Below are 24,777 nucleotides of genomic sequence, written 5' to 3'. Positions count from 1 at the left end.
ATGAGTGAAACGCGTGTGTTTTTGTTGCCGGACCTGGGCGAAGGCCTCACCGAAGCCGAACTGGTTTCGTGGCATGTTTCTGTGGGGGACTCGATCTCCGTGGACCAGCCGATCGCCGAGGTGGAAACCGCGAAGTCCACGGTTGAGGTGCCTTCGCCCTATGCCGGGATTGTGGCGGAGCTGCACGGGCAGCCGGGCGAGACCCTGGACGTGGGCAAGCCGCTGATCTCGGTGGTTTCCCCGGTGGTTGAGCCTGCCTCCTCGGTGGTTGAGCATATCGAAACCCCGGTGGTTGAGCCTGGGACCGCCGCGGATGATGCCGCCCCCGCCCCTTCGCCGGACGGCAATGCTGCAAGCAGCACGCCGTCCGGCTCCGACAGGCCCGATGCCACTCCCGGGGCGGCATCATCCGCAGCGGCGGACGCTGCTGCCGAGACTTACCGCGAGGAGGAGAAGGCCGGGTCCGGGAATGTACTGATCGGATACGGAACGCCTGGCGGTCACGGGGTTGCCCGGCGTACCAGGGCACGGAAGGGCTCTGTGTCGGTGGTTGAGCCTGAGGTTTCGACAAGCTCAACCACCGGGGCGGACGACCTCACCCTCCTGCGCACCCGCGTCCCCGGCAAGCTCGGCGCGGTGATCTCCCCGCTGGTCCGGCGCATGGCCCGCGAACACGGCGTAGACCTCGGCGAGCTCCCGGGCTCCGGCGAGGGCGGCCTGATCATGCGCAAGGATGTTGAGGCAGCGATCCACCCGCCGGTGATTGAGCCTCTCGAAACCAATGCGGTCGAAACCACCGAAGCTCCTGGATCTCGACAAGCTCGATCACCGGAGACCACCGACGCCCGGACCGGCCTGGCAATTTCCTCGCGTACGCCTGTCAGGGGAGTGCGCAAAGCCGTCGCCGCCAACATGGCGCGGAGCCGCTCGGAGATCCCCGAGGCAACTGTCTGGGTGGACGTCGACGCTACCGCGCTCGTGGAACTTCGTAAGGAACTCAAGGCGGGCGGCTCAGAGGTGCCAGGCCTTCTTGCGTTCATTGCCCGCTTCGTCACCGCCGGCCTCAAGAAGTATCCGGAGCTGAATACGCGCATCGAAACGGCGGCCGACGGGTCCCAGGAAATCGTCTCCTTTCACGGGATCAACCTCGGCATTGCCGCACAGACCGATCGCGGTCTCGTGGTGCCGTCCGTCCGCGCGGCAGAGAAGCTGAGTGCCCGGGAACTGGACGCGGAGATCCGCCGGCTGACCGACGTCGCGCGCCAGGGCAAGGCAACACCCACCGAACTGGGCAGCGGCACGTTCACGCTCAACAACTACGGCGTTTTCGGTGTGGACGGTTCCGCGGCGATCATCAACCACCCGGAGGTGGCCATCCTCGGCGTCGGCCGGATCATCGACAAGCCGTGGGTGGTCAACGGCGAGCTGGCCGTCCGCAAGGTCACCGAGCTGACGCTGACCTTCGACCATCGGGTGTCCGACGGCGGCACCGCCGCCGGCTTCCTCCGCTTCGTCGCGGACGCGATCGAGAACCCGAACAGCCTCTTGGCCGACCTCTGACCCAAACCCTCTCTCACTTGATGTCGGTTTAACCGCAACCCTCGCTCACCCCATGTCGGGACTGAGCCCTCCGGACGGCGAGGACTACGACGGCGGCCGCGTGCCGCCGTCGTAGTCGCTCTGCCTCCTGGGAAGCGCCAGGGACGGTGGGCATGCTCCTGGCTAAGGTGGTTCTCAGTTGACGTAATGGCGGCAACGCCTGTTGCAGATCCGCCTTGGTTATCAGGTCAAGCGGACAGTGTGATCGAGAATCCCCCACCCCACCTCGAATTTGGTGAGACCAAGCGTACGGCTGTCCGTACTCCCGGTTTGCCAGCACCAGTCAAATGCCCTTGATGGCAACTGGGTGAAAAATGGGCCGGACCAAGCTCTGGTGCGGGACCCGTTTTCCGCGAAGACGAAGTACTTCCCGGGTCCCGCCCACCCGCTGAAGACCTTCACGGTGCCACCGGGAGCGATGCGGTACCAGCCCTTCTTTGACCAGTCCGTGCCGCCTTCGCAGCCGGGAGCGTGGTACGCGTAGGCCACGAAGAGGATGTCCCCCGTGCCGTTGCTGAAGTAGAGGCCCATCACCGACCGGCCTGATCCGTAGGCCGTCGGGGCGGGTCCGGGGGCATCCGCAGATCAATAGCTGAATCCATGGTTCCGGCGGCATCCTCCACGTACATATCCTCACCTGCCCGCAAGTCCATGCCACTTGCTGTGCCTGCTACCGGGAACCTGTCTGTGGTCCGTGCTTCAGGCAAGTTCTCGTTTGCCGCGCCGAGGTTTTCCTGAACTTGCTCCGGTTTCCATTCGCTCCGGTTTCCATTCACCGTTTCGCCTTTCCTGTAGAGGCTTCAAACTCAAGAATCAATTACACTCGTGAGAATTGGACAAGGCGGGGAAGAATGTCGGTGCGGGTCTCGCCGCCTTCGAGCGTGTATCCAGAGGCGATCCAGGTCTCGGCCGAGGGCGTGTGCTGACGGCAGCACAGGTAGTCTCCCCACTTCGGTTCATTGGGCGAGTGGCTTCCCAGTTTGCTGTAAGCCGTGCTCCAGGTTCCGTTGGCGTCACGGACGCCCACCATGTGTCCTGGGTTGCGGTCTTCCCCGCCATAGAAAGCCGTGAACCCGAGCACTCCGGCGCTGTTGGTGCACGCGGCCGGGTAGGCCCAGGACCGGACGGAACTCCAGATATCTGGCTGGGCCGTGACCTGTTTGGAGGCCTCGGCGATCTGCACGACCCTACAGTAAGGGTGGGGCCGGTTCGCTCCGCTGCCGGCGGTCCACATCAGGGTAACGGTGCCATTGCCTAGGCAGGCACCGGTGATTCTCCTGTCGGCCCGGGACAGCCAGTTGACGTTGTTGGGAGCGTTGGAAGAAATCGCGTCGCTGGATGCTGCGACGTTGATGTCCCACCAGCTGACGCCGTTTTGCCCGTCTGCCCACGAAAACAGGCGCAGCTGTTGATTTGAATTGTGGCTGGCAAAATACATTGTCCGTCCGGCGCCCTGCGTGAGCCGGATGGAACCGTTTCGGGTGGTTGACCAGGAGTTGAAAATCAGCGTTCCCCGGTTGTCAATGGTCGCGAGGGGAAAGCGCATTACTACAGCCCGCTGCCATTGCCCGGTTCCGACATTGTTGAAAACGTTGAACGTGACGAACAGGTTATCGGCGGTAACTGCTGCGTCTGGGTAGTCGAACCACAGCTGTGTCCACGATCCATCCACTGTCGTCGGCGCTATATCCCACCAGTACCATGCGCCGGGGTTGCCGAAGTCGCGATCGTGGACGGCGGCAAGCCGGAAAACGTTGGATCCATTCCTGCGGATGTACTGCAGAATCCAGATCCAGAGTTTTCGACGCGAGTCGTACAGCACCACCTGGTCACAACAGAACCCCCCGGCAGCGGAGGGGAGGGCAGTGAAGGGATCCACGTGCTTCCAGTTCGTGCCGCCGTCCGTGCTCTGGCTGGCATACCAGTTCCCGGTCATGAACATGTGGTTGCCAGAGACTGCCGCGGTCGGTTCCCCCACGGTGGAGGTGTTATTGCTCGTGGGCCCGTCGCCCAGTGAAATGTTGGACAAAATCGACACGGGAGACATGGCTACTCCTGGGAACTTTCTGCCGGATCAGTTTCAGGCTCGTCATTGTTTTGGGGAAGCTCGTTCTCGACGGCTTCCTCCTGGTCCTGGTTTGTTGACTCCGGACCTGCCGGGCGCCGTTCTGTACGGATGGCTTCCTGCCGTCGGTCCAGGTCGGGTAGGTGCGGTTCCTCCCGTGGAGCATTCTCTTCCGGCTGGAAGGTTGGGCCGGAGAGTTCAACCTTCGTGGATTGCTCTGACCCTTGCGGAGCGGGTGACTCTGCTGGCTCGCTCATCTCGGCTCATTCCTACGAGAAATTAACATTGACTAGGGTGATGGGTGGTGTTGGATGCAGGCTCAGGTTGCCTCGCGGATGACTGAATGCCGCCATTCACGGCGGACGAGTATCCCCGACACCAAGGTGAGCGCCGCAAAGATAATGACGACGGCCCATTCCATGGTTCCGTTACCCCCGTCCGGTTCCACTTGGAACAGGATCTCAATCCATTCGCGGTTAAAGAGCGTGACGATGAAGAGCACCCCGCTTGCCACCGCCCCGATCGCCTCCCACCAGAAGATCCTCCTCAGCTTCCTTTTCATGCCCTGCCCCTTTCTCAGACGAAGAACGGTTTCGCACCTCATTAGAGTTGCACTGGCGTTACTGATGCGTTACTGGAACGGCCATCAGTGGACACTTTGGTGGCCGCGGACGCGTAGTTTTTGATGCCCTGACACCGGTCCCTAATTCCCCGCGCCGGGAGTCGCGGCAGATGCAGGAACCTGTGCCTCTGTAGAGACGTTGTTGCGGTATGCGCCTTTTGCTCCGCGTCTTGAAGTCGGCATTCATCACGCTGTTCATGGCAGGGATGTTGGCCTCCTGCGCAACGGGCCCATCTAATTCAGGGATCAAAGGCCATGTCACCGTCGATGCCGGATGCCCCGAAATCATCAATGCCACCCCCTGCACCGCGATTCCTCTGCCGGCCCGCATCACCATCAGGGATGCCGCCGGGACAATGGTGCGTGAAACCACAGCTAATGACCAGGGAGATTTCCAGCTCGAGCTTCAGCCCGGGACCTACCAGCTTCACGCCGTGAACCCATCCGGCGCTCCAATGCCGTCCGCTCCGCCGGAGAATGTGGTCGTCGAGGCCGGGTCGTTCACGGAGGTGAAAGTGGCGTTCGATTCCGGCGTGCGCTGATGCCTGTCATTAACTGCTCTGCAGCCACCTGCTAGCGTGAGGGTACGACGGCGGCCTGCGGGCCCGTCGTTCTCGGCAAGCTCGGCGCGGTGATCTCCCCGCTGGTCCGGCGGATGGCCCGGGAGCACGGCGTCGACCTCGGTGAACTCCCCGGCTCCGCGAGGGAGGCCTGATCATGCGCAAGGATATAGAAGCAGTGATTCACGCGCCGGAACGGGTTTCGACAGGCTCAACCACCGAAACCAGCGAACGGGTTTCGACAGGCTCAACCACCGAAACCGCCGGGGCTCCTGGATCTCGACAAGCTCGATCACCGGAGACCACCGATGCCCGGACCGGACTGGCCATCGCCTCCCGCACACCCGTCAGGGGAGTGCGCAAAGCCGTTGCGGCGAACATGTCGCGGAGCCGGTCGGAGATCCCCGAAGCGACTGTCTGGGTGGACGTCGACGCCACCGCACTCGTTGAACTCCGTGAGGAACTCAAGGCCTCAAGAAGTACCCGGAGCTGAACACCCGGATCGAAACCGAGACCGACGGGTCACAGGAGATCGTCTCGTTCGACGGGATCAACCTAGGCATCGCCGCCCAGACCGACCGCGGCCTCGTGGTGCCGTCCGTCCGCGGGGCGGAGAAGCTGAGTGCCCGGCAGTTGGACGCTGAGATCCGCCGGCTGACCGACGTCGCGCGCCAAGGCAAGGCAACTCCCACCGAGCTGGGCAGGGGCACGTTCACGCTCAACAATTACGGGGTGTTCGGCGTGGACGGGTCCGCGGCGATCATCAACCACCCCGAGGTGGCCATCCTCGGCGTCGGCCGGATCATCGACAAGCCGTGGGTGGTGAACGGCGAGCTGGCCGTCCGCAAGGTCACCGAGCTGACGCTGACTTTCGACCATCGGGTGTCCGACGGCGGCACCGCCGCCGGCTTCCTCCGCTTCGTCGCGGACGCGATCGAGAACCCGAACAGCCTCTTGGCCGACATCTAAGCCCCCAGAGGGTTTCGCTCCCCACCCGCTCCCTAACCTCGCGAGCTCGGTCAGGGAACCCTGCGGGCGTGGCCCCAGGCCCAACCACCGGCTTCTGGAGCCAGGAGGTACGGCGGCCGCCCCGTGCTCGGTGTAATCGCGACCTCGCCATCCTCTTATTCACAGGAGCGCTCATGCAGAACGCCTTTCGCCCCAGGACAGGGGCGGCTCCGCCTGATTGGGCCGGGCAGGGGGAGCCCTCGATGAGTTCGCTTGCAGCCTCCGCATTGGTTCAGGGGCTCCGGGCCGCTCATCCGGCATTCGTAGAATCCGTCTATCGGTCCCCCGCGGCCGACGACCGCGATCCCGAGATTGTACTGTATCCAATACCTGCAGTGGCAGGACAGCTTGGATGTGAAACCCCCAACTTCCCTATTTGAACCCCCTACCCCCTATTTGAGCCCCCTATTCCCTATTCGGGGCTTCACATGCCGGGAACCCGCGGGCTAATATCCTGGCACCTAGTAATCTCAACATAGTCGATACAACAGCCCGACTTACTCACCAAGTAAGACTTGATGCGGGAATAATTAGTGCTCTGCTCCTCACCCGCAATCCGTCCGCGGAGTTACCTATTTTGGGTGGATGCCGCGGATGCTGGACATTCAATGCCGAGTATCCAGCAACCCTCCTTGCGTGCATTTGCACTGACTATTTTGGCAGTCTGCGCGCCCCACTGAATTCTTGGAATGGAGTTTCTGATGAAGAAACTGATAGTTATGTGTGCCCTGTTCTTTGCCCTGTTTGCCAGTGCCGGCCCCGTAGCCGCTGCCTCGAGTGGTGATGTTCTCTTGGACGTGACCTTCAAAGCGAATCAGGTTTGTAAGTTCCCGGTCCAGTTGGTCGTAACCGGTAAGTCAAAGTTTATCGAGCTTCCCAGTGACCGATTCTTGGTCGCCTCTCCTGGTCAGGAAGTCACCGTCATTAACCTCAAAACCGGAGAGGAAGCAACCTTTCTGATTACAGGGACGACTCATGGCCAGTTGCAGGCTGATGGCACAACCGAAGTTACAGTGACCGGATTGAATGTCGTGCTTAATGCACGAGAGGCAAAGTCAGACGAACCGGGACTATTCCTGTTGGAGGGAAACTTTAACTTCGCCCTCAACGAGGACGGAACTGAAGCGAGAGTATTCAGCGGCACCGGAGATGTAACGGACATTTGCGCATTGCTTGCATAGGGAATGCTCCGATTCCTCCATCTAGCCAACAAGACAGCGTCAGGGCGAGAGGCTCGACTTCGCTGCTAACAATGGCTTGGAAAGCCCCTCCTATGAGGGGCTTTCCCCTTGCCGCGCGGACATCTGACCCTTCAGAGGGTTTCGCTCCCCACCCGCTCCCTAACCTCGCCAGCTCGGTCAGGGAACCCTGCGGGCGTCGCCCCAGGCCCAACCGCCGGCTCCAAGAGGTACGGCGGCGGCCGCGTGCCGCCGTCGTACGCCTTACTTTCCGGAGGACTTAGACGCGCCGGCGTTCGGCAAGGTCCGCAGCGGTGCGGATAAACTCGCAGTCGCTGGGAGAGAGGACACTTTCACCGTGCCGGTCCTCTTCGAGTTGGGCTCCGGTGGTCTTATCGATCGTTGCCACCACAGCCCGGGGAAGGATTCTGCACCCGGGATTATTGACAAACCATTGCCGGGTTTCTGGCTCGAGCCGGTCCCACAACTCTTCAATGCCCATTTCTGAGAACCTCACACTTTGTCATTCCGGTATGGAACGCCGCCTCAGCCCGCGGACCGAGGCGCGTGGTAGCCGAATCCCCTTCTTCGGCAGGAACGCGGGTGTCCGAATGTGGTTCAGAGGCGGAAGGGCCACGCTGTCCCCTCCGCGTCGATCCCCAGCACCCCATTTACGAGTCTGGTCCGCGGCCATGGAGAGGTCAACGCAATTTTTCGCTGGCTTCCGGCAGTGCCGGGCATCATCGGAAGAAAAAGCCGAAGGCCACTGCAAATAGCCCTGTGCGAGACTTGCCCGATGATTACCGAACACGCGCTGCTTCCCGTCATCGCCGGCCAAGAAGAACAGTTTGAGGCGGCGTTCGATCGTGCCCGTGCGATTATCGCCTCCATGCCGGGCTTTATCTCTTTATCTCTCTCGCGTTCGGTCGAATCTCCCGGCACCTACTTGCTGCTCGTGCAGTGGGAGAGCCTGGCAGACCACACCCTTGGCTTTAGGGGATCGCCGCAGTACCAGCAGTGGCGGGAGCTGCTGCACAAGTTTTATGATCCGTTTCCCTTGGTGGAACACTACGAGATCGTGAACTCTGCTCAGCCCCTGCTGGCTGAAAGGTGAGAGGTACGACGGCGGCGCGCGACGCCGTCGTACGTCTTTTGCGTTTGTAGGTGGAGACGTTGCTCGCAATATCTTGCTGAATCGGATCTCCCCCTTGGGGTCGCACAGACGATTACAGCAATTTCGGAAATATCTTGCGGATCAGGCCTGAGGTCCGGAATAGTAGGCGGTGCAGAAGCTGTATCGGCAATATATTTCGGAAAGGCTTGCTGGTGGAAGATGTCGTGGCCATTGGTGCCAGCATTCGGCGTGCCCGCAAGGAGGCCGGCATCACCCAGGCCACACTGGCTGACCTGATCGGAACGTCCTCCCGGACCGTCCACGCGATCGAAACCGGAAGAGGCAATCCCTCCCTGGTAACCGTAGCGGCCGCGGCCAACGCGGTGGGGCTGCACCTCAGGGCGATCGATGACTGATGACCTGCGCCGCCTCAAATTTGTCCGGAACGCCGACGTCTACAAGGCAGGCGTGCTGGCCGGGCATCTGAACAGGACTGCGCGCGGCAGCGTGGTTTTCTCCTATGTCCCCGACTATCTCACTTCGGGCGGAGGCCCTGTGAGCACCACTTTGCCCCTCACCGCAGATCCGGTGGAAGCGCCCAGCGGGGCCCTGCCGTCCTTCTTCTCGGGCCTCCTGCCCGAAGGGCACCGCCTGACACTGCTCAAGGACGCCGTGAAGACGAGCCTGGGCGACGAGCTCAGCCTCCTGCTCGCCGTCGGCTCCGATGTTCCCGGCGACGTCCAGGTGGTGCCCGCGGGGGAGAACCCGAAGGAGCCGCTACCGCTGGCGGACACCTCGCGGCCCGAGGATCTGGACTTCGCTGCCCTGGCCGAGGCCGTTGATCCGCACGGGTTGCCAGGGGTCCAGGCCAAAGCCAGCGCGTCAATGCTCACCACCCCGCTTGCCCTGGCGAACCGACGATACCTGCTGAAGCTCGATCCGCCGCAGCACCCGCACCTGGTGGTCAACGAAGCAGCGCACCTCGCCGGCGCGAAAGCGCTGAGAATCCCTGTTGCCAGGCATAGCGTGGTCAGGGACCGGAACGGGCTGCCCGGCCTGCTGGTTGAACGGTTCGACCGCACCGCGGACGGCGAGCCCCAGAGGCTGGCCCTGGAGGATGCCGCCCAGGTCCTGGACCTTCCCCCCGCATCAAAATATGCCGTGAGCTCTGAAAACGTGATTCTTGCACTGGCAGGCCTGTGCAAGGCCCGCGCAGTGGCCGTGAGGAACCTCTACCTGCAGTTCATCTTCGCCTGGCTGACCGGCAACGGGGACTTGCACGCCAAGAACGCGGCCGTGCTGCAAGGCGGGCGCGGCGGCTGGGTGGTTGCCCCCGTCTATGACATCCCGTGCACGCTCCTCTACGGCGACGACACCATGGCCCTAACCATCACCGGCCGGGTGAAGAACCTCAAGGCGAAGCACTGGCAGGAGTTCGCCGATAGCATCGGGCTTCCCCAACGGGCGGCCACCGCGGCCAACAGGATGGCACTGGCCGCTGCCCAGGCCATCAACCTGGAGGCACTGCCATTCACCGGATCACCTCTGAACGGGACACTGCGGGAGCTACGGCACCGCCGCGGGGAATTCGTGGACTGATGGGGTTCCGTGGGTAGACTCAACGGCTAGACGAACGAACACTGCTTTGCCGGAGGTACGGAGAAACAATGTCGGAATGGCTCGAAGTCGGCGCGGACAACTATGTGCTGGTTACCGAAGGATCGCTGCTGAACACCGGACTGATCGTAGGGTCCGAGCGGGCCATGGTGATCGACACCGGCTGCGGCCCCCGTCAGGGCCGGGAGATCCTGGATGCGGTGCGGGAGAAGACCCAGCTGCCGCTCGTCGTCGTCAACACCCACGCCCATTACGACCACTTCTTCGGCAACGCGGTGTTCGCGGAAGACGGCGCCACCGAATTCTGGGCACACCAGAACTGCGCTACCGAGATTGAGGAACGCGGGGACCTCCAGCGCCGCTTCGTCGGGACGCTGGAACCGGAGATGTCGACCGGCGAAGGCGAGAACGTGGAGCTCGTGGTCCCCAACGCCATCGTGAAGGACCAGCCCGTCCTGGTGGACCTCGGCGGGCTGACCGCGACCCTGTTCTTCCTGGGCCGGGGCCATACCGACGGCGACCTGCTGGTGGGCACACCCACCACCCTTTTCGTGGGAGACCTGGTGGAGCAGGGCGCGCACCCGTCCTTCGAGGACTCCTACCCGGAGGAGTGGGCGGATGCACTCCGGCACATTTCGGCGCTGCGGCACCGCTACGAGTTCCTGATTCCCGGGCACGGGAAGCCGTGCAGCGACCAGTTCGTCAGGACCATGGCGAACACCATGACCACTGCCGTCCGCCAGGCACGCCAGTCCATCCGGGACACCCCCAGCGACGCCACCAAGGCCATCCCCGTCCTGCCCTACGGGCCGGAACAGTCGCGCTGGTTCATCAAGCGGCTCCAGGAGACCCGCCGGGAGCACTAGGGCGGAAACTGGAGGCGTACGACGGCGGCCGCGTGCCGCCGTCGTACCCTCACCTGGGAGGCTGAGCCTAGTCAGCTTCACTGACGGGGCGGACGGTAACGGCACCGGTGAAAGCCCACCGTTCCCCGCGGCGCACCCCGTACCAGGAGAGGCCCGCGATGGCCAGCCCGGTAGCGGTGATAAAGCCGCTGAGCGCGATGTGCAGATGGCTGATGTAGTGATACAGCTGCGGGCTGAACGCCTCGACCTCCGCCTTGCTTTTGTCCACTTGGCCGCCACCTGGAGGGCGTCCATCACCGGTTCGATGTTCTGCACTACATCTCCAGGTGGAGCAGGGGCTATTGCCTACTGACAGCAGGCAGGGCACGGAGGATACTTTCGGTCATGGACGATGAGCCGCGACCATATGCATCGGCTTGGCCGGAACCGGTAGAAGTGCCAAAGGTGCGCATCGTCCTTGCCGATGACGAGCGGCTGATCCGGGCGGGACTATCGCTGCTGCTGGCTGCCGAGCCGGACCTGGAAGTGGTGGGCGAGGCTGCGAACGGCGCCGAGTGCCTGGAGATTCACTACTGCCATGCGGTGCAGCGCCGCCGGCTTCCTCTTGAAGAATTCGGCACCGCAGGCACTCGCCGCTGCAATCCGCGCTCTTGCGAAAGGCGAAGGCTGGCTGGATCCGGCCATAAAACCGTAAAAGGAAGGCGGATTCCAGTGCGGGCTTCAGCCTTGCGCACGCTACAAAATATGGCACAGATCATGGAAAGGCAGATCGATGAAAAAGCAGAATAAAGAAACCAGTTCGATGCAGGCGGAGGCCACTGGCAGAGGGTTCGCCCGTGGTTGGGGAGGAGCCGGAATTGCGGGCGGTCTCTGCCTGACTGCATCCGCAATTATGCAGGCTATGCAACCGCCCGGATGCATAGCTGAGGAATGCGTAGGGCGGACCTACCGGTCGGCGGGTCCCTTCGAAGCGTTACTCTTCCTGGCAGGCATAGTCCTCATTGTCGCGGCGACCCTGGCGTTTCTCGCCGCACAACCGGCAGCGCCGCGGACAGTACGGATTGCCGCTGTCGCTGCGGCTGCGGGGATGTTTATTGGCTTCGCGCTGATGGGCTCCGTTCTGTACCTCGCCGGTCTCGCCCTGGTGGTCGTCGCCATCGCCGCTTATGTCGTCCTGGGAATCAGCGTTGCATCCTCACGGGTGCTGCCTGTGTGGGCAGGGGTCTTGTTGGCTGCCTCAGCCCTGCTCCTGCTCGGCGCGAATGACCAGAACGAGCGCATTCTCTTCGTCGTCCCGTTCGCCCTGACGTGGATAGTGCTGGGCGCCTTGCTGTGGACCTCGGCCCCCCGAAGCCAGGGCCGGACGGGAAACGTGCAGGTGGCTTGAATCCCCTCGCACGCCCCTCGTTCGCCAGGGCTCGGCGGTCTGTTCGGCAGGATCACTGATCCGCTCGTGGCTGCCGCATATCCCGCTCCACGAGGGCGAACCTGGAAACCTTGGCAGTAATCCTGACAGAGCACGAGAAATAACGGCTACCGGTTGGGCCCCGGAAGGAGTGCAAACTCGGCCGGCGGGGAGGAACAGCGATGGACACTCGGGACCACGGCGACGCCCAGCCCGTGCCCCTGCCTGGGCTGGCTATTCGCCTGATTATGGCGTTCGGCGGAGCGCTTTGGGCTGCTTATGGGTATTACCGCTTCATGACGCCGTACGGGCGGGATGTCCTGTGGCGGGAGGACCTCGGATATTCGCTCATTCTCAGCCACGGGTTGTTCATCCTATATAACCTGCCCGGAGTCCTGGCTCTGCTGGCGACAACGTGGGCTGCGCTTTCCTGCGCCACGGCGCTGCGCTCTGTGCCTGGAAAACTGAGAACGGGGTCCCAGGTGCTTCTGGTCTTTGCAGCGGTTTTTGGCTTGACGGCCATGGCCGGCCAGTTGGGACAGATCGACGCCCTAACGACTGGTGGACTCAGCTTTGGAGCGCTCTTCCTGGGCTTGGGGCTCTTCTCGGCAGGACTATCCGTCGCGCGGGAGAAGCCATCTTCCAGCAGGCTTAGCACCATGATCTCGTCCGGACTCATGCTCCTGGGCGGCGCCGGGGTGATGATCCTGCTGCTGCGGCCGTTGATGTTCGCACTGCAAATGCTGCCGATGGCCTTCGGGGCTGCCGCCTGCGTGGTCTTCGGCTTGGGCTGGATCCTGTTGGCGCTGGCCTCCCGCGCGGAAGCCAAGAGGCGTGCCGCCGACGTCGTTTTGTGAGAGTGCGTGGCAAAGTGTGGGAGTCCGCGGGGTAAATGGCCCCCCGGGAAATCTATTAGCACAACGCCTTTACTCTCCGCGGACCCGTCATTAGAGTTCGTAGTCCGGATGGGCGCCGGGGGGCGTCTGGAGAGGGGGAATGCATCGAGGTTGACGTAAACCAGAAGACACATGACCACTACGTTGAAAGCCCCTCTTAGGAGGGGCTTTCTCCTTTCCTGTTGATCACCGGCTTGATGCAAGACAAGTAAAGCGAGTAGTCGCACCGATGAGGGACGCGGAAAAACGAGTACCCGGTACTCATGACCGCGGGCCCCGCCCCACCTAGGGTGAAACGGATAGGGGATGAGGGCACCCACGCACCGTTCTTGCTCAAGGTCCCTACCGCATCATCCATGGAGGACAACTTGCAAGCGGGGATCTTTACCCAGGGAAGCTGCCGCAGGCGGATCCACAACCGGCCCGCTCGATGGACCTCTGCGGTAAGATGCAGTAACTCCTCTTGGACGGAGTGACACCTTGGAGAAGATTCAGCACCGTGGCCGGACCCGCATCCTCGTCTTGATAGTGGCTTTGTTCGCTCTCACATGCGGCACCCTCGGCGTTGCTTCCTACTCAGCGCCGGACGAGACCGCTGAAACGGAAGGCCGGGATCCGGTGAGCCCGGTTTCCGGTTCTGCAGCACCAACTACGGTCCCTCCCACCCCAGACGCTCCCGCCCCTGAGGCCGTGCCCGCCGCTCCCGCCCCTGAGGCCGTGCCGGCTGCTCCCGCCCCTGAGGCCGCGCCGGCCGCTCCCGCCCCGGAGGCCGTGCCGGCTGCTCCTGCCGCCGACGCCATGCCGGTGGGCGACCGTCCTGGTTGGAAACAGGTTTTTGCCGAGGACTTCACCGAGGGAGATGTCCCCATTGGCGGCTTTCCGGGGCCCATCTACGGCGCAAGATGGAGCGAAAATTACTTCGACGGTACGCCGGATACAGCTGCTCAAATGCAAAAAAAGGGCGAGAGAACGTCCGGGTACTATCCCTCAAAGGTCCTGAGCGTTCATGATGGCGTCCTGGACATGTATCTGCACTCGGAAAACGGCGTATCAATGGGTGCAGCACCCTCACCTAAAGTTGCGGGAGCCACCCAGCGGCCCTGGAACAGCTTTGTATACGGGCGCTACTCTGTCCGCTTCCGGGCCGACGTCTTGCCCGGATACAAGTTGGCATGGCTGTTTTGGCCCGACAGCAAGCAGTGGCCGCAGGACGGGGAGATCGATTTTCCAGAGGGGGACCTGTCGAAGGTCATTTATGCTGCCCTGCATTACGTCGGCCCCAAAGGGCATGAGGCCGATGTTTTTCGTCCCAACGTTCCATTTGGGTCCTGGCATACAGCCACCACCGAGTGGAGTCCCGGACGTATTGAGTTTTTCTTGGATGGAAGCTCCATTGGCGTTGCTACTACAGGCGTACCGGACAAACCAATGCACTTCATCCTGCAGACCGAGTCCTGCCTGCCGACGTGTCCGCTGCCCGAAACCAGCGGCCATGTTCAGGTTGATTGGTTGGCCATGTGGGCAAAGGAATAGCAGCGGGCCGTTCCTAAGCCACTCATGACGGACGGAGATTGGGGAACTCAGTCCTGCTACCGGCCAAGGCCGCGGGTATGATGTGCCGGGTGACGAGATACGGCGGGCGCCGCAGCGTGACCAAGCAGGAGTGGGTCAAGTACGCTGCGCTTTTCCTGCTGGCTGTTCTCGCCTTCGGGGTGGCAGCTATCGCCCTGATGAATCCGCGCGGCTTAGGCGAAGCTGTTAGTCCTGCGCCGGCAAGCCCGCCGACGGCGGCGGTCACGGCTACTGCGTCCCCGGCCCCCACACCCACGGCTACTGCAACTGCAACTGCCCAGCAGCTGGGAATTGAGCTGCCCGCCGAGCCCGTCCTGCTTATTCTTGGTGATTCATACACTGCCGGGGTGGGTGCAGACCGGCCGGACCAGGGCTGGGCGTACGTCGTTGCCGGGAAGCTCGGGTACCCCGCCAACATCGACGGCGTATCCGGAACCGGGTTTGCGCGGGGCGGCGGGGCGCAGGGCGAGTTGGGTGGTGAGTACGAAGTCCGGTTGCGGGAAGTCGCTGCCAATCCTGCCTTTGTGCCTAACGTCCTCATTCTTCAAGGCGGACAGAACGACTCCGCGGTCGCCGATCCTGATGAAGTTGAAGCTGCCACTACGCAGACTATCGAGGCGGCCCGGAGGTTCTGGCCGGGCGTCCAGGTTGTGGTGCTTGGGCCGTCGGCGCCCCAGCCCCTCGCCGGGGAACTCCGCGGCGTGAACAGCGCCGTCCGTGCTGGTGCCGCAGCTGCCAACGCTCCCTATGTTGACGCCGTCGAGGCCGGCTGGTTCACGAGTGCCAACAGTCAAGGGTTCAACTCCGACGGCGCCCACCCAAACACCGCCGGGCACGCTTACATCGCCGAGAAGTTCCTGGCGGCCTGGGCCAGCTTGATCCAGTAAGGGATCCAGCCAGCGCCGGCGGGGCAACGGTGACCGGGCAGGAGCAACAGCATGGGCTAATCGTTCGTCGGGGTCAGGCCGCTGGCTGGGCGGGCGCCATCCAGGCAGGCGAGGACGCCTCGTTGATGAGGTTAACGTCCCGGTGCTCCGCGCACCGTACTTCGGCAATCAGCCCGCCGCCCGCCTCGTCCTTGTGATAGTGGGTGACGTGGTTCGTGTTCGTGCCGCACGTGCCGCACATAGCCTGCTGTTGTTTAGTCCACATCCCTGAATAATACGGTGGCTGCTGTTTCCTTGAAGTAAATCTCCGGAAACGTGCGGGAGTCAGGGGAGCGGCCGGCAACGGGTCAAATTTCTTTGGCACAACCCCTTTACTGGCCTCTGCCCCGTCGCTAAAGTCAGTTCTTGTCATAGTCCGGAGGGACGCTAGGGGGCGTCCGGAAAGGGGGAGTGCATCACCGCTGACCTATACCAGAAGACAATTGACCACTACGTTGAAGGCCCCTCCTAGGAGGGGCCTTCCCTTTGCCTTGTTCCGTCCCGCAACGGGAGCGGTCCTCAGCAAAAGCTGCAGTTGTGCAAAGTTTGCAGTCATGCAAAAATAGGTCCATGCCCCCCGCCTCTTTCCCTACGCTGCGTGAGCGCAAAAAGGTCGAAACCTGGGCTGCCATCCACGAGGCGGCAGCTTCCCTGGCGAAGGAGCGCGGCCTGGAACACGCAACAGTGGAAGCCATCGCGGAGAGCGCCGGGGTGTCACCGCGGACGTTCTTCAACTATTTCCCCGCCAAGGAGGACGCGGTCCTCGGCCTCCACGAGCCCGTCCTGGACGCCGCCGAGGCGGCGAAGCTCAGCGGGGCCGAAGACTTCCTGGAGCAGGTCACCCTGCTGCTGGTCGCCGTCGCCCGTTCCTCCATCCGCGACACGGACAACACCCGGCGCCGGCTCATCCTGAAGCGGCACCCGCACCTGTTCGCCCGGCAGATGGAATACATGGCGAAGGCCGAAGCCCTGGTATGCCGGGCCGTGACGGACCACTTCACCCGGGATCCTGCCTGGGCCTCAGGCGCTGAAGGCTTCAGCCCCGAGGAAACCGCTCGCATGACGGTGATGCTCGCAGCCGTGCCCGCCAAGTTCCGGGCGAAATCCACCGATTTCGACCCCGCCACGGGGCTCACCCCACAAGACCTCGCGCCCGCGGTGGCGCTCTTTCACCACTTGCAAAGGAAACTCTCATGACCACGGCCCCTCCGCCGGAGACGGCGCAGGCCCCGCAGAAGCAGCACATGGTGCTGCTTTTTGTGGGCCTGATGCTCTCGATGCTTCTCTCCGCCCTGAACCAGACCGTCCTCAGCACCGCGCTGCCCACCATCGTGGGCGAACTCCACGGCGTCAGCGACATGCTTTGGGTGATCACCGCGTTCATCCTCACCTCCACGATCAGCATGCCCATCTACGGCAAGCTCGGTGACCTGATGGGGCGCAAGTCCCTCCTGATCGCGGCCATCCTCCTGTTTATGGTCGGTTCAGTGGTGGGCGCGCTCGCCAACGACATGGGCGTGCTGATCACCGCCCGCGTCATCCAGGGCCTGGGCGGCGGCGGACTGATGATCCTCTCGCAGGCAGTAATCGCCGACGTGGTCCCGCCCCGTGAGCGCGGCAAATACATGGGCATGATGGGTGGCGTGTTCGCTATCGCGTCCGTGGCCGGCCCGCTGCTGGGCGGCTGGTTCACCGAAGGTCCCGGCTGGCGCTGGGTCTTCTGGATCAACATCCCCCTGGGGCTGCTGGCCCTGGCCGGAGCCGCGTTCTTCCTCAAACTGCCCAAGCACGCCGGCAAGCCCAGGCTGGATCTGGGCGGCATGGTGCTGATGGCCATCGCCACCACCTGCCTGGTGCTCTTCGCCACCTGGGGCGGCAGCAAGTACGAATGGTCCGATCCGATCATCATTGGCCTGATCGCCGGCACCGTCCTCAGTGCCGTGGCCTTTGTCTTGGTGGAGCGCCGCACGGCCGAGCCCATCATCCCGCTGCACCTGTTCAAGGACCTGAACTTCAACCTCTCCACCTTCGCCGGGCTGCTGATCGGCGTGGCCATGTTCGGCGCCATCGGCTACCTCCCCACGTACCTGCAGATGGCCTTCAGCGTGAACGCCACCGAATCCGGCCTGCTGATGATCCCGATGATGGGTGCCCTCCTGGTGGCCTCGGTGGGGTCCGGCCAGCTGGTCAGCAAAACCGGCCGGTACAAGTGGATGCCCATCGCCGGTTCGGTGCTGGTGGCGGTGGCCCTGGTGCTGCTCTCCACCCTCAAGCCCGGCCAGCCGCTCTGGGAAATCTGCGCCTACCTTGCCGTGATGGGCCTGGGACTCGGCCTGAGCATGCAGATCCTGGTGCTCGTGGTCCAGAACTCCTTCGCCCTGCGCGAAGTGGGCACGGCGACGGCGTCCAACAACTTCTTCCGCCAGATCGGCGCCACCCTCGGTTCGGCCGTGGTGGGAAGCCTGTTCGCCAGCCGCCTGGCCGAGCTGCTCGCCGAGCGCATGCCCGCCTCCGCGTCCGGCGGCAACGCACCCGGGGGATCGAACTCGCTCACCCCCGCGCTGGTCAACCAGCTGCCCGCGGAGCTCAAGGAATTGATCATCTCCTCCTACAACGACGCCCTGACCCCCATCTTCATCTGGATGGTCCCGCTGGCACTGGTCGCCGCCGTCGTGCTGCTGTTCGTGAAGGAGAAGCCGCTGGCTACGGCCGTGGAACACGACGTCCTTTCCGAGTCCATCAGCGAGGGCAACATCCTCATAGCGGCCGACGACGAGTCCCCGGCGGTGGCGCGCTAGTCACCGCCCGTACGGGGGCCGCGCGGGGACGCGCGCGGCGGCCACCAGTATTCACGGGGGGCCACCGGGTTACAGGGACTTCTTGAGGTGTGCCTCGAGGATGTGGGAAGTCTGCCCAGCGCGTTGCCTGAGCCGCGGCAGATGGTCCGCAGCCAGCCAGGGCAGGACGCCCGACGGATCACGGTCACGGGTCCCCTCACGCACGGACAGCTCAAGATCCAGGGCGACGGCGGCGAGGCGTTCCGCGCCCACCTGCTGGCTCGCGCTCTTGATGCTGAGGAGGGCATCGATGGCACCAGGGAGATCGCCGGTGGTCAATGCAAGGCGCAGCCTCTCAATCCTCACGGGGAGCGCGGCGATGAAGTTCTGGACGAACACCCGCCAGACTTCTTCATAGTCATCGAGGTCCGCGCGCAGCTTGTCCAGCACGGTATGGTCCAGGAGTGGCCGGGCGGATTCCTGGACGCTCGTCCACGGTGAATCCCCGCCGGGTTCCGCGCCAGCGGGGGTATGCAGCGGTGCAGTGGTAGTTCTCATACCGGGACGGTACGCGGCGGAGGTTGGGGTTACCCTGCGGTCACCGCCCTGGCCCTCCTGCTGATGTCCAAGGTGGTGGAGTTTGCCGATAAATGGCGGCGTTTTGTGATCGCTCTTTGTCGCGCCGCTGCACTCCGGCTGTCTTGAATCTCTAGGGCTGTGAGACAGGTTGGCAGTCAGCAGTTGTCTTCCTGCCACCCTGTGCTGGTCATGATTTTTGTGGAGATCGAGCGGGGTATTACTGCCTGCTCCGTCCCGAGCCACATCAGTATTCGGTCGCGATGCTCACAGGCAATCCCGCTTGCGCCGTCCGCTAGTAACGCCCACCCAAGGACCGGGACTCCGTCGACGTTCAAGCTGCAAGGGGTGCCTTTCATCAAACCGATCGATCTGATGGTTTGTGCAAGGCCTGAGAGCTGCCGCGTCCTGGCAAACTCGGTCAACTCGTTTGTAAGGACTGTGAGGAGAAATGCGGCGTGGTGGGGGCCGGGGCGATCAGGCTTGAACGTAGCCAAGCATTCGGGTGCGTCGGCGCCGGTGCCCGGTCCTGAAGCGATGGCAAAGCGCGCGATGACCGTTTCACCGCCCGTTGCTCGACGCACCGGCGTGGATATGCCGCCGGCATCGATTCCCTTTGTGTCCGTGTGGACTGCAAACGGGCCGAATGCCGCGAGTTCCGCCCAAATACGATCGCGCAGAGAGGAATGCGACGGACCTGATAGATCCTTGCGCTCATACATCGATCCACCCATGGCTTCATTCTCCATCAGCCCGCCACACACCCCAGCCCATAAGGCGGAAAACGTTTGGCCCAGTGTCTCGTAACCTCTGCGCCTCAAATCCCTAGGGATTCGAGGCGCCTCGGTTATGAGACATGCAGGTGGGTTCAGAGAAGGAACCGGCGCCCGAGGGCGGGATCGCCCATCGCATCAACTGGTCTTGTCGGACTTGAACATGATCGAGTCGAAGACGGCGCGTGCTTCTCTCGTCAGCTCCGGATTGATTGATTCGTCGATTTGGCCCACTGCGATCACAGCGCGCTGGCCGTTCAGGTCGATCACTCGGTAGGTTTCGCGTTCGTCCTGAGTCAAGTACCAGCGTGAGCAGTCGTATGCGGATCCTGAGTGGATGCATAACTTGCCGCCGTCGCAGGCTGTGATGTCCACGGCGGCCTGGACGAAGTGGTCGAACTCGAAGCCGGAGTGATTGCCGACCATGACCTCCACGGGAGGGGTGCTTGCCGTTGACGTCTGCGCCGCCATCGCGTCAACGAAGGCCTCGGCCGACGGACCGACATCGGCAAGGGCGCCACTCCAGGCGCATGCGTCCTTCGCCACATAGTCCGCGGGCCAAAGAGTCAGGTAGACGGCCCATTCAGCCGGGTGCTCCGGGTCGTCCTTGCCCAGGCTGTCGCCGTCGAGTGCAAACCAGCCGTCTGGGACGGTGATCTCGAAAGGCTCCTTGTAGCCGGCGATGGGGACGAGGTATGTGCCGGCGTCGATGTCGCCGCTCTCCGGCAGCGGTGGGACCGTTCGACTGCCGCCTTGGTCCGGCAGCGGCGGGGCCGTGCGAGCCTCCGTAGTCGGAGAACTGGCGGACGGGAGGGAGACGTCGTTGGGCTCATACTCGCACCCGCCGAGACATCCAATCAGTGCGATAGCCAACAAGGGCAAGAGATGGCGCCACCGCTGAGCGGCCTTTTCGAAGGGTGTCATGGAGCTCATCGATCCACCAGGCCGCTACGGGTGCTGTGAGGCCCCGCGGCCGGGTGGCCTCGTGGGCGGCCCGAGATGGGATGCCGCCGCCTCAAGTCTCCTCCGGCACAGAACCCGTGACAATGTACGAAGATCAGTTTCGACTCATGCAATCCCCCGAATGACAGAGCGCGCTGAAGCAGTGTTGAGGAAACGCCGGATGTTGGGCGCTTTTCACTGCCCGGGTCTAAGTAGCCCGAGAGACCCTTGAGACTCGAGACGGGAAGGTTTCGAGTCACCGGGTGACATGCGACTTTCGACAGTAGCGCAGTAACTCGCCCGGGGGCTGCGTCTGGCTCATCACCCCAGGACCCCACACGCATGCTTTGAGGTTTACATAGTGGGGATTGCAGTTGTGCTCGCGACCAAGGCTCCGGGGTCCGAGCCTTAGTCGGCTTTTGACGCCGGGTAGAGGAAGACGTCCACCGAGTGTCCGCGGTAGTGGAACCGGGCGATGCTCCCGTCTGGGAGACCTGGGATACCTTCAATAAAGTCGTGGTTCTGCAACGGCCACGTAACAACGTCAGCAAAAAGATCCACCCCAGGCGGTACGCAATTTGGGTTAGGCTCCCCGTAACCTGGTCCGAAAATCCTTAAGCACTGGTAGCCCCGCCTGTCCATGTGGAACACCGGCTGGCGTCCCCGATACGGCTGGTAGCCGCGAATAGTGGACTCATCGGCGTTCGATGAATAGAAGCTCAGCGTCTTGAACACCGCGTTCTCTGCCTCGTCTGCGATTGGTTGCAGTATGGCATCGGGACGCGGCTGTCCGACGAGGGACGCCATGGTGTACGCGAGGGCCAAAAAGACCACCAGCGCGCCGGCCACTAACGAGGTGCGGCGGGCACGTGTAGCAGTAAGACGACGCCAAAGCGACTGCGGCGTGCCCTCGCGCGGCGCAGTCCAGGCGGGATCGGGGCTGGGCGCGCCATCCGCGGCTGCAGCAGGTTCGCCGAGGCCGGTGTCCGCGGCGTCGGGCGGGACCGCTTTGCGTGCTGCTTCCAGTTCCTCCAGCCTTGCCAGCGCAGCGGGGTCAGTCTGGATATCGGGATTCGGACCATACGCCCTCCTGCGGAGCGCATCCAGTTCACGCTTATCGTCTGAGGGCTGTGAGGATGTGTCCATCAGTCGGCCTCTGGCAAGAGGTAGACGTAGGCGTCCACCGTGTCGCCACGACGTATGAACCTAATGATGCCGTCGCCGGTGGGTATGTCGAGTCCGTCGCCGGACGAAGAGACGTCCACAATGAGGTCTGCCGGAAACGGAGCGCAGCGCGCTCTTGAGAGGTAGTCGAATGACCGGTGCACGGCCACGAGACACGGAGAGCCGAAGGCATTCACGCCGGACCAGACATTGAAGCCATGGTACGACCCGTATGCGCGGAGCGTTGAGGGGTCGATTTCGTACCTGCCAGCTCGCTCCGCGGAGGTCACCAGGGTGCGGACCTGGTCGTCAGCCTCGACCGCCGTCAGACGCAAGGTAGCGTCGGGTCGTGGCGCGGATATCAGGAAGGCCGCCACGACGATGGCGGCAGCGACTACCAGCATGCCAGCCACCCGCGCGAGGCGACCCCACCACGTCCTCATCGCGCGTCGCAGGAGCGACCGCAACGAGCTTTCCTCTACTGGCTGCGACAGCGGCGCGATCGCCCGTCCGGGCTCCGGCGACCCCTGAGCTTCAGCTAAGGCGACGGCGGGAACCGCCGCTTTCACGGTTTCCGTACCGGCCGAGCTTTCGCTCGCGGGGGCGTCCGCCCGGCGTTCGACGTCGGCGAGGTGCGCAGCCTCAAGTTCGCGCAACCTCGCGAGAGCCCGAGGATCACCATCGATGTCGTGATCCGAACCGTACGCCCTCACGCGTAGTTCATCTAGCTCGCGGCCGGCGTCAGAAGGGTGGGTGAAACCTTCCACAGCTGAAAGTACACCCGCCGCCAGAGGCGAGTCCATACGCAATCACGGATGGGCCACTCCCAGACGCGTCAAGTAATGGAGGAGCTGTTGGTTCCCAAGCGTTTCGTCTCGAAACCGTTGGGATACGAGACGTCTCACTGGCTCTGTCCCGTAAGATCCTGATTCCCGTGAAATCTCACGACTTTCTCTGCGCCCGGCGATTCTCATAACTATGTCTCGAAACCTTCTCGACCCCCAGTTCGATCGAGCACTCGACGCACTCATGGAGGATGACACCCTCGTCATCACGACTTTGGACCGGCTCGGGCGATCCATTCAGAACATGCTTGCCTTCGCCGACGAACTCCGCAGCAGGGGCGCCGGCCTGCGCGTCCTGAACTTGGGCGGAGGCGACGTCGACACAGCAACACCGATGGGCTCTATGTTGTTCACGATCATGGCCGCCCTCGCGCAGATGGAACACGAGATCAAGCGCGAACGCGTCACTGATTCCATAATCAAGCGAAGAGAAGCTGGCAAGGACCTTGGCGGCCGACCCCGCCGGGTCACGGATAGTCAGATCAGAAGTGCTGTTCGCCTGGTCAAAGGTGGCGAGCCCGCTGCGCAGGTTGCCCGGGATCTCGGTATGTCCCGAGCGACGTTCTACAGGCGGTCACGAGCGCTTGCCGACTAGCAGGGCGACATTTAGCGCTGCAAAAAGACCGCCATTTATCGCCAACAGTCACAGTCCAAGGTGGTGCTTTTGGGCTTCCGTCCAGCCTTCGCCCAGCGCAGTTACGGAAACGTTATATATGCTTGCTTAGTGGTTTTTAGGTCAAGCAGTGGAAATTTGCCAGCTTTGGGACGCCCGGAAGTGCCCGCCTCCGGGCTTATTTCCGGGCGGAAGCACGCCCTGGACGGGCTTCGGACTGTTGCGGTAGCGTTCGTTTTTCTCTTTCACGCCGCCACCGGACTGGTCCCCGGAGGATCCATCGGGGTGGACGTCTTCTTCACGCTCAGCGGTTTTGTGATCACCCTCCTGATCATGAAGGAGTACCTCGCCACCGGCGGGCTGCGCCTGGGTATCTTCTACGCCAAGCGGCTGGCCCGGCTGTGGCCCGCGCTGCTGGCCCTCTGCGGAGCGATCGTCACCGTAGGCGTGGTGTTTCCGGCGTCGACGTGGGCAGGCCAGGAAGGCTTCATCCTGCCGGCCGCCGGGTACGTGATGAACCTGGCGCATTTCGGCGCCTTCGGTGGCTCCATTACCGGTGAAACGCTGGGCCCCACCTGGACGCTCGCCGTCGAGGAGCAGTTCTACCTGGTGTGGCCGCTGCTCCTCCTGGTCCTGCTGCGCTTCTGGACGGTCCGGACGGTCGCCTGGACCACGGCCGGCCTGGCTGCGGCTTTCCTGCTGGAACGCTTCCTGCTGGTGTGGGCCGGGGCGCCGCTGAACCGCTTGTACAACGGGCCCGATACCCGGGCTGATGAACTGCTGATCGGCTGCACCCTGGCGCTCGTCCTCACCGTTATCCGCCCGGGCTCCCGGTTCCACGCTTCCCTGGTCGGTGCCGCGCGGTGGGCCGGTCCGCCGGCAGCCCTGGTCCTGCTGGCGGCCGTGTTCGTGCTGCAGGAGCCGAATACTCCCGGCCTGTGGTTCAGCGCCTTCTGGACAGCCGGGCCCACCGTGCTGGCGCTGCTGGCGGCACTGGCCATCGGATGGCTGGTCCTTTCCCCGGCCGGCTTTACTGCAAGGATCCTGAGCCATCCCTGGCTCGCCGGCCCCGGCCGCGACCTGTCCTACGCCCTCTACCTCTGGCACCTGCCCGTCTATCTGCTGCTGATGCCGCTCGTCCCGTCACTGTGGCTCCGCGTGCCGCTGGCGGCAGCCCTGACCGTCCTGCTCGCCTACGCGTCGTTCCGCATGGTGGAGACGCCCGTCCGCCGCTGGGCCCACAAAAGGCTCGACGCCGCTGTCGTCCGTTCCGCTCCTGGGCCCGCCAGCGAACGGGAGCCGGAACTCGCATCCGCGGGACGGGCGGCGTAGCACGGAACAACCCCGCGCTCCACTGGCTGCTCCGTCCTAGGCGGCCACCTCGGACCGATCAGCGCACTCAGTGCACCGGACCTCCGCGGTCAGGGATCCGGCGTCGTCCTTCTGGAAGTGGGTGACATGCTTAGTGCTCCTGCCGCAAAGCGCGCAGAACGACTGGTGCTGTTTAGTCCACATGCATGAATAATACGAGCGCCGGCCGATAAGGGAAGGGCTCAGGCCCAAGAGTGTGGATGTCCGCACCTTTCACAAAAAAGTATCGAGAACGGCCTGACCGCCAGCTAGGCTCCAATAGAGCGGTCCCGGCTTCGAGAAGGTGAG

28 protein-coding genes and 1 pseudogene are annotated in these 24,777 nt (G+C 63.3%); 17 read left to right on the top strand and 12 right to left on the bottom strand.

All coding sequences use genetic code 11. From position 1 onward, the window contains the following. A complete protein-coding gene (locus FBY31_RS08735; protein WP_142039411.1) occupies positions 1-1,560 on the top strand; it encodes a dihydrolipoamide acetyltransferase family protein in 1,560 nt (519 codons plus the stop codon). Positions 1,561-1,782: 222 nt separating this feature from the next. Here the strand turns inward: FBY31_RS08735 and FBY31_RS08730 are convergent, their stop codons facing one another. From FBY31_RS08730 to FBY31_RS08715, 4 genes are all read right to left on the bottom strand, one after another. Then, positions 1,783-2,130 carry a DUF1036 domain-containing protein gene (locus FBY31_RS08730; RefSeq protein ID WP_142039409.1) on the bottom strand — a complete coding sequence of 116 codons (348 nt, stop codon included), beginning with the start codon at positions 2,128-2,130 and terminating at the stop codon, positions 1,783-1,785. Between the two features lie 286 nt (positions 2,131-2,416). Next, the gene (locus FBY31_RS08725) at positions 2,417-3,646 is read right to left on the bottom strand and encodes a hypothetical protein (RefSeq protein WP_142039406.1); all 1,230 of its coding nucleotides are present in this window, start codon (positions 3,644-3,646) and stop codon (positions 2,417-2,419) included. 2 nt (positions 3,647-3,648) lie between these two features. Beyond that, on the bottom strand, positions 3,649-3,921 hold the full coding sequence (locus FBY31_RS08720) for a hypothetical protein (RefSeq protein WP_142039403.1): 273 nt from the start codon (positions 3,919-3,921) through the stop codon (positions 3,649-3,651). 62 nt (positions 3,922-3,983) lie between these two features. Further along, positions 3,984-4,226 carry a hypothetical protein gene (locus FBY31_RS08715; protein ID WP_200833338.1) on the bottom strand — a complete coding sequence of 81 codons (243 nt, stop codon included), beginning with the start codon at positions 4,224-4,226 and terminating at the stop codon, positions 3,984-3,986. 257 nt (positions 4,227-4,483) lie between these two features. Between FBY31_RS08715 and FBY31_RS08710 the strand changes: the two genes are divergently transcribed. From FBY31_RS08710 to FBY31_RS08700, 3 genes and pseudogenes are all read left to right on the top strand, one after another. Then, positions 4,484-4,828 carry a carboxypeptidase-like regulatory domain-containing protein gene (locus FBY31_RS08710; protein ID WP_160142450.1) on the top strand — a complete coding sequence of 115 codons (345 nt, stop codon included), beginning with the start codon at positions 4,484-4,486 and terminating at the stop codon, positions 4,826-4,828. A 68-nt stretch (positions 4,829-4,896) separates the two neighbouring features. Further along, positions 4,897-5,815, top strand: a pseudogene (locus tag FBY31_RS08705) (dihydrolipoamide acetyltransferase family protein); the annotation flags it as partial. 740 nt (positions 5,816-6,555) lie between these two features. Next, positions 6,556-7,035, top strand: coding sequence for a hypothetical protein (locus FBY31_RS08700; protein ID WP_142039398.1), 480 nt, complete (start codon positions 6,556-6,558; stop codon positions 7,033-7,035). A 277-nt stretch (positions 7,036-7,312) separates the two neighbouring features. Here FBY31_RS08700 and FBY31_RS08695 read toward each other — a convergent pair whose 3' ends face one another. Continuing rightward, positions 7,313-7,534: a hypothetical protein gene (locus tag FBY31_RS08695; protein ID WP_142039396.1), complete on the bottom strand. Its 222-nt coding sequence runs from the start codon at positions 7,532-7,534 to the stop codon at positions 7,313-7,315. Positions 7,535-7,828: 294 nt separating this feature from the next. On the opposite strand from FBY31_RS08695, the gene FBY31_RS08690 reads away from it, so the two are divergent. From FBY31_RS08690 to FBY31_RS08675, 4 genes are all read left to right on the top strand, one after another. Then, complete coding sequence (locus FBY31_RS08690) at positions 7,829-8,146, top strand: antibiotic biosynthesis monooxygenase family protein (protein ID WP_142039394.1); 318 nt, start codon at positions 7,829-7,831, stop codon at positions 8,144-8,146. A 212-nt stretch (positions 8,147-8,358) separates the two neighbouring features. Beyond that, positions 8,359-8,562: a helix-turn-helix transcriptional regulator gene (locus FBY31_RS08685; RefSeq protein WP_142039390.1), complete on the top strand. Its 204-nt coding sequence runs from the start codon at positions 8,359-8,361 to the stop codon at positions 8,560-8,562. Then, positions 8,555-9,745 (top strand): type II toxin-antitoxin system HipA family toxin, encoded by a 1,191-nt coding sequence (locus FBY31_RS08680; RefSeq protein WP_142039387.1) that lies wholly within the window; start codon positions 8,555-8,557, stop codon positions 9,743-9,745. The genes FBY31_RS08685 and FBY31_RS08680 overlap by 8 nt, the downstream gene beginning before the upstream one ends. 68 nt (positions 9,746-9,813) lie before the next feature. Next, positions 9,814-10,629: an MBL fold metallo-hydrolase gene (locus tag FBY31_RS08675; RefSeq protein ID WP_142039384.1), complete on the top strand. Its 816-nt coding sequence runs from the start codon at positions 9,814-9,816 to the stop codon at positions 10,627-10,629. Between the two features lie 67 nt (positions 10,630-10,696). Here FBY31_RS08675 and FBY31_RS08670 read toward each other — a convergent pair whose 3' ends face one another. Further along, a complete protein-coding gene (locus FBY31_RS08670; RefSeq protein WP_200833482.1) occupies positions 10,697-10,897 on the bottom strand; it encodes a hypothetical protein in 201 nt (66 codons plus the stop codon). A 116-nt stretch (positions 10,898-11,013) separates the two neighbouring features. On the opposite strand from FBY31_RS08670, the gene FBY31_RS08665 reads away from it, so the two are divergent. From FBY31_RS08665 to FBY31_RS08645, 5 genes are all read left to right on the top strand, one after another. Further along, positions 11,014-11,418 carry a response regulator transcription factor gene (locus FBY31_RS08665; RefSeq protein WP_200833337.1) on the top strand — a complete coding sequence of 135 codons (405 nt, stop codon included), beginning with the start codon at positions 11,014-11,016 and terminating at the stop codon, positions 11,416-11,418. Positions 11,419-11,530: 112 nt separating this feature from the next. Continuing rightward, positions 11,531-12,016 (top strand): hypothetical protein, encoded by a 486-nt coding sequence (locus tag FBY31_RS08660; protein WP_142039379.1) that lies wholly within the window; start codon positions 11,531-11,533, stop codon positions 12,014-12,016. Positions 12,017-12,216: 200 nt separating this feature from the next. After that, positions 12,217-12,891: a hypothetical protein gene (locus FBY31_RS08655; protein ID WP_142039376.1), complete on the top strand. Its 675-nt coding sequence runs from the start codon at positions 12,217-12,219 to the stop codon at positions 12,889-12,891. A gap of 810 nt (positions 12,892-13,701) precedes the next feature. After that, positions 13,702-14,463 (top strand): glycoside hydrolase family 16 protein, encoded by a 762-nt coding sequence (locus FBY31_RS08650; RefSeq protein WP_235012983.1) that lies wholly within the window; start codon positions 13,702-13,704, stop codon positions 14,461-14,463. 80 nt (positions 14,464-14,543) lie between these two features. Next, a complete protein-coding gene (locus FBY31_RS08645) occupies positions 14,544-15,389 on the top strand; it encodes an SGNH/GDSL hydrolase family protein (protein WP_142045189.1) in 846 nt (281 codons plus the stop codon). A 73-nt stretch (positions 15,390-15,462) separates the two neighbouring features. Here the strand turns inward: FBY31_RS08645 and FBY31_RS08640 are convergent, their stop codons facing one another. Next, positions 15,463-15,654 (bottom strand): hypothetical protein, encoded by a 192-nt coding sequence (locus FBY31_RS08640; RefSeq protein WP_142039374.1) that lies wholly within the window; start codon positions 15,652-15,654, stop codon positions 15,463-15,465. A gap of 344 nt (positions 15,655-15,998) precedes the next feature. Between FBY31_RS08640 and FBY31_RS08635 the strand changes: the two genes are divergently transcribed. Beyond that, positions 15,999-16,625, top strand: a complete 627-nt coding sequence (locus FBY31_RS08635; protein ID WP_142039371.1) for a TetR/AcrR family transcriptional regulator — start codon at positions 15,999-16,001, stop codon at positions 16,623-16,625. After that, positions 16,622-18,226 carry an MDR family MFS transporter gene (locus FBY31_RS08630; protein WP_142039369.1) on the top strand — a complete coding sequence of 535 codons (1,605 nt, stop codon included), beginning with the start codon at positions 16,622-16,624 and terminating at the stop codon, positions 18,224-18,226. The genes FBY31_RS08635 and FBY31_RS08630 overlap by 4 nt, the downstream gene beginning before the upstream one ends. 69 nt (positions 18,227-18,295) lie before the next feature. On the opposite strand, the gene FBY31_RS08625 is transcribed toward FBY31_RS08630, so the two are convergent. The 5 genes from FBY31_RS08625 to FBY31_RS08605 all read right to left on the bottom strand — a co-directional run bounded on the left by FBY31_RS08625 (position 18,296) and on the right by FBY31_RS08605 (position 22,427). Beyond that, on the bottom strand, positions 18,296-18,763 hold the full coding sequence (locus tag FBY31_RS08625) for an Hpt domain-containing protein (protein ID WP_142039367.1): 468 nt from the start codon (positions 18,761-18,763) through the stop codon (positions 18,296-18,298). A 176-nt stretch (positions 18,764-18,939) separates the two neighbouring features. Continuing rightward, positions 18,940-19,530 (bottom strand): hypothetical protein, encoded by a 591-nt coding sequence (locus tag FBY31_RS08620; protein WP_142039364.1) that lies wholly within the window; start codon positions 19,528-19,530, stop codon positions 18,940-18,942. A 162-nt stretch (positions 19,531-19,692) separates the two neighbouring features. After that, on the bottom strand, positions 19,693-20,487 hold the full coding sequence (locus FBY31_RS08615; protein WP_142039361.1) for a hypothetical protein: 795 nt from the start codon (positions 20,485-20,487) through the stop codon (positions 19,693-19,695). A gap of 417 nt (positions 20,488-20,904) precedes the next feature. Beyond that, positions 20,905-21,642, bottom strand: a complete 738-nt coding sequence (locus tag FBY31_RS23000) for a hypothetical protein (RefSeq protein ID WP_200833336.1) — start codon at positions 21,640-21,642, stop codon at positions 20,905-20,907. Next, complete coding sequence (locus FBY31_RS08605) at positions 21,642-22,427, bottom strand: hypothetical protein (RefSeq protein ID WP_160142449.1); 786 nt, start codon at positions 22,425-22,427, stop codon at positions 21,642-21,644. The genes FBY31_RS23000 and FBY31_RS08605 overlap by 1 nt, the downstream gene beginning before the upstream one ends. A gap of 211 nt (positions 22,428-22,638) precedes the next feature. On the opposite strand from FBY31_RS08605, the gene FBY31_RS08600 reads away from it, so the two are divergent. Beyond that, a complete protein-coding gene (locus FBY31_RS08600; protein WP_235012981.1) occupies positions 22,639-23,100 on the top strand; it encodes a recombinase family protein in 462 nt (153 codons plus the stop codon). A gap of 165 nt (positions 23,101-23,265) precedes the next feature. Beyond that, on the top strand, positions 23,266-24,450 hold the full coding sequence (locus tag FBY31_RS08595; protein ID WP_235012980.1) for an acyltransferase family protein: 1,185 nt from the start codon (positions 23,266-23,268) through the stop codon (positions 24,448-24,450). Positions 24,451-24,777 lie beyond the last annotated feature (327 nt).

The sequence above is a fragment of the Arthrobacter sp. SLBN-100 genome, from assembly GCF_006715305.1.
In the GTDB taxonomy this organism is placed as follows: domain Bacteria; phylum Actinomycetota; class Actinomycetes; order Actinomycetales; family Micrococcaceae; genus Arthrobacter.
This window is presented reverse-complemented; position numbering and strand designations above follow the sequence as displayed.